The sequence below is a fragment of the Streptomyces sp. NPDC001027 genome (genome assembly GCF_040299045.1).
Taxonomy (GTDB): Bacteria; Actinomycetota; Actinomycetes; order Streptomycetales; family Streptomycetaceae; genus Streptomyces.
In genome coordinates this window covers 1-2,869 of the sequence record NZ_JBEPBI010000471.1, presented here as the reverse complement: position 1 = coordinate 2,869, position 2,869 = coordinate 1, and the positions used below count along the sequence as shown (strand labels likewise).

The following is a 2,869-nucleotide window of genomic DNA, read 5'->3' as shown; positions in this document are numbered from 1 at the left end:
GGGACCGGCCCGCGCTGCCTCCGTCGCCCTGGGCGGCGGCAGGCTTGTCGAAGAAACCGGCTCTGCCGCACACCCCGGTCTTCGGCGAGTCAGCTCCACGCGGGTGGCGGCCTCGCAGTCGCCGGCGCGGGCGGCGGCCGCGGACCGGGTCCGTACGGTCGACTTCACGGACCTCACAGCCTTCCGGATCGGTCATCCGGCCGGGACGGGGCCGCCACTCGGGTCTCGGCGGGGACGACCCCCGACGGTCGAACCGAAGTGGTGCCCCGTCCTGGTGGTGGTCAGGAAGTCTCGACGATCTCGTTCACGATCCACGAGCCGAGTTCCTCGGTCATGGTGGTGTGCCCCTCGTTGCGGCTCGCGCAAACGAAGGCGTCGAGCGCGCCGGCCTCCTCCGTGATCGGCTTGTGGAGCGCCTCCGCGTCGGCGATGTCGCCGGCCGCGGCGGCGCTGATGGCCGGGATGAAGCAGGAGGTGAGGATGGTCTCCGGGTCCACGGTGTTGCCGAGGGCGGTCATGAGGGGGCCGGCCAGGCCGAAGCTGCCCGGGTCGCCGTTCTCGGTCGGCATGGTGAACAGGCCGCCGGGGGCGCCGTCGATCTCGGGCAGCCCGCTGGTGCGGACCGAGACCGCCGTTCGCCGAGAGCTTCTCCTCCACCGGCTTCGACTCCGTCGCAGACTGCTTCCAGCGGCAGCCCGAGTCGGGAGATCATCTGGGCCTGCTGGACAGCGTTCAGGCGACGTTGACGGCTGCGGGACGACCGCGCGGATTCCTCGGCGCCGCAGGTGGAAGCGGATGGCGCGGGAAGAGCAGGCGCGGTCGGCCAGCACAGCGAAGGGTCGGGTTCGCGGCCTGCCCGGGCCGCTGCGGGGGACGCGAATGCCGGACAGCACCGTCTCAAAAGCGGGTGCGTCACCGGCTTGGCCTGCGGTGACGGTTAGGACGAGCGGTCGCGCACGGCCGTCCGCGGCCAGGTGGACCTTCGCGCTCAGGCCGCCGCGGAAGCGTCCGAGTGCGTGGTCGGTGGGCTCGCCGGAGCGGATCGCCCCCTTTTGCGCGCTCCGGCTGCGTGCTGGTGCGCCCGGACGACAGTGGAGTGCACCGACACCGTCCAGTCGACGTCGTCCTCGGCGTCGGCCGCTGCCAGGACGGTGGCGAGGATCGCCTCCCAGGTACCGTCGACCGCCCACCTGATCAGCCGTTTGTGGGCGGTCTGGAACGAGCCGAGCTCGTCGGGCAGGTCACGCCAGGGCGAGTCGGTGCGGTCTCCACGCGATGGCCTCAAGGGTGAGGCAGTGGTCGGCCCACCGCTGCCCGCGGATCGGATCGGCCGGCATCAGCGGCTCGAGCCGGTCCCACATCGCATCAGTGATCACTATTCGGACAGACGCATCCGATCGACTGACCAACGCATCAAAGAGACACGCTCTAGACGTGATTCTCATATGGTCATATGATGACGTCATGACTGAGACCAACCTCACGCAGGATGCGTCAGGCGGGGAGCTCGGCTCGAGCAGCCGACGCAGCCCCATTCGTTCAGGCGAGTGGCAGGGCGACGACCTTCGCAACTTCCTCGACGCCTTCAACAAGCACGACATCGACCGCATCATGGAGTTCTTCGCGGACGACTGCGTCCTGGAGACTCCTCGAGGACCGGAGACGTGGGGTACTCGTTACGAGGGGCAGGCGGCGGTTCGCGAGATCCTGTCCTACCGGTTCGGCTGGTTGCCCGACATGCATTACGGCAGGGACGAGCACTGGGCCATGGGCAGGCTCGGGGTTTCGCGCTGGGTGCTCACCGGGACCTCTGTGGACGGTGAGCGCATCGAGGTGCAGGGGTGTGACCTCATGCAGCTGGACGACGCGGGTTTCATTTGCCACAAGGACTCGTACTGGAAGATCATCCAAGCCTGAGCCGTCTTGTCGGCCACGACGATCCGCGCTTCGGACTGAAGCCGTCGAGCCGAGATTCTCCGCCTTGGCGGCGGCCGAACCGTTACCTGAGAGGTTGTCGCACATGGTGATTGTTGCGGGCTTCCTGAAGCAGGTCAGGGCTGCGGCGAGGCCGAGGGTGGGGAAGTGGCTGCTCTTACCTTCATGTCGCACGGTGAGCCGACGGTAGCCGAGCAGCCAGGAGGTCGACCGCTCGATCTTCCGGCGATGGCGGCCCGGCCGCTCGGCGGACTCGATTCCCCGGACGCGCGATCCGCGGGATCAGGCCGCGACCAGGGAACCAGGCCAGGCGGTCAGCGGAGTGGTACACCCGGTCAGCGCGGACCTTGACCGGTCGCCATCGACACGGTCCGCGCCTGGAGCGGACAGCGGATATCGCCAGGATCATCGGTGTGAACCCCTGACTGCCGTGCAGGTTCGCCCCGGTCACCGCAACAAACCGACGGGACGCCCTGAGCGTCGGACAGGACGGGCAGTCTGCCGCGCCCTTCCTGCCGCGATCAACTGGATTCGGCCCGGTTGCGTTTCCCCTTCTCGCCCGGACGGACGCCGCGTCGACGATCGCCGAAGTCCAGTCGACCTCGCCCCTGGGGCGAAGTTCGTCCAACACCCCAACACGGCCCGGTGCGATCAAAAACCACAGGCCCGCCTCGGTTCACGCCGTGAATCGGCGATGCGCCGTCGCGGAAGACGTGCCGAACGTCGATGGCAGATTCCGCCGGGCGTAACCGCTGGTTAGCACGTACACCCACGGCAGTGAACACGGCACGCTCATCACACGGGGCAGTCCCGCCGGCCCTGGGGACGAGCGACGAAAGACGGCACCGGAGGCGGCGCCCAGCGTGGTGAACGCGCCGTGGCGGATCTTCTCGTAGATGAGCCAGGCCAGCATGGCGGCGGCGGTGGCGACCTG

At 68.6% G+C, this 2,869-nt stretch carries 3 protein-coding genes and 1 pseudogene; 1 reads left to right on the top strand and 3 read right to left on the bottom strand.

Annotated features, from left to right (window positions below; genetic code table 11):
• Nucleotides 1-281: 281 nt before the first annotated feature.
• Both ABT300_RS42880 and ABT300_RS42875 read right to left on the bottom strand, forming a co-directional pair.
• Nucleotides 282-569, bottom strand: coding sequence for a hypothetical protein (locus ABT300_RS42880; protein WP_351688269.1), 288 nt, complete (start codon nucleotides 567-569; stop codon nucleotides 282-284).
• 174 nt (nucleotides 570-743) lie between these two features.
• A pseudogene (locus ABT300_RS42875) lies at nucleotides 744-1,445 on the bottom strand (IS5 family transposase); the annotation flags it as partial.
• A 19-nt stretch (nucleotides 1,446-1,464) separates the two neighbouring features.
• Here ABT300_RS42875 and ABT300_RS42870 point away from each other — a divergent pair.
• Complete coding sequence (locus ABT300_RS42870; protein ID WP_351688263.1) at nucleotides 1,465-1,917, top strand: nuclear transport factor 2 family protein; 453 nt, start codon at nucleotides 1,465-1,467, stop codon at nucleotides 1,915-1,917.
• Between the two features lie 694 nt (nucleotides 1,918-2,611).
• On the opposite strand, the gene ABT300_RS42865 is transcribed toward ABT300_RS42870, so the two are convergent.
• Nucleotides 2,612-2,869, bottom strand: a 258-nt coding sequence (locus ABT300_RS42865; protein WP_351688266.1) for a hypothetical protein, incomplete at its 5' end; no start/stop codon positions are given.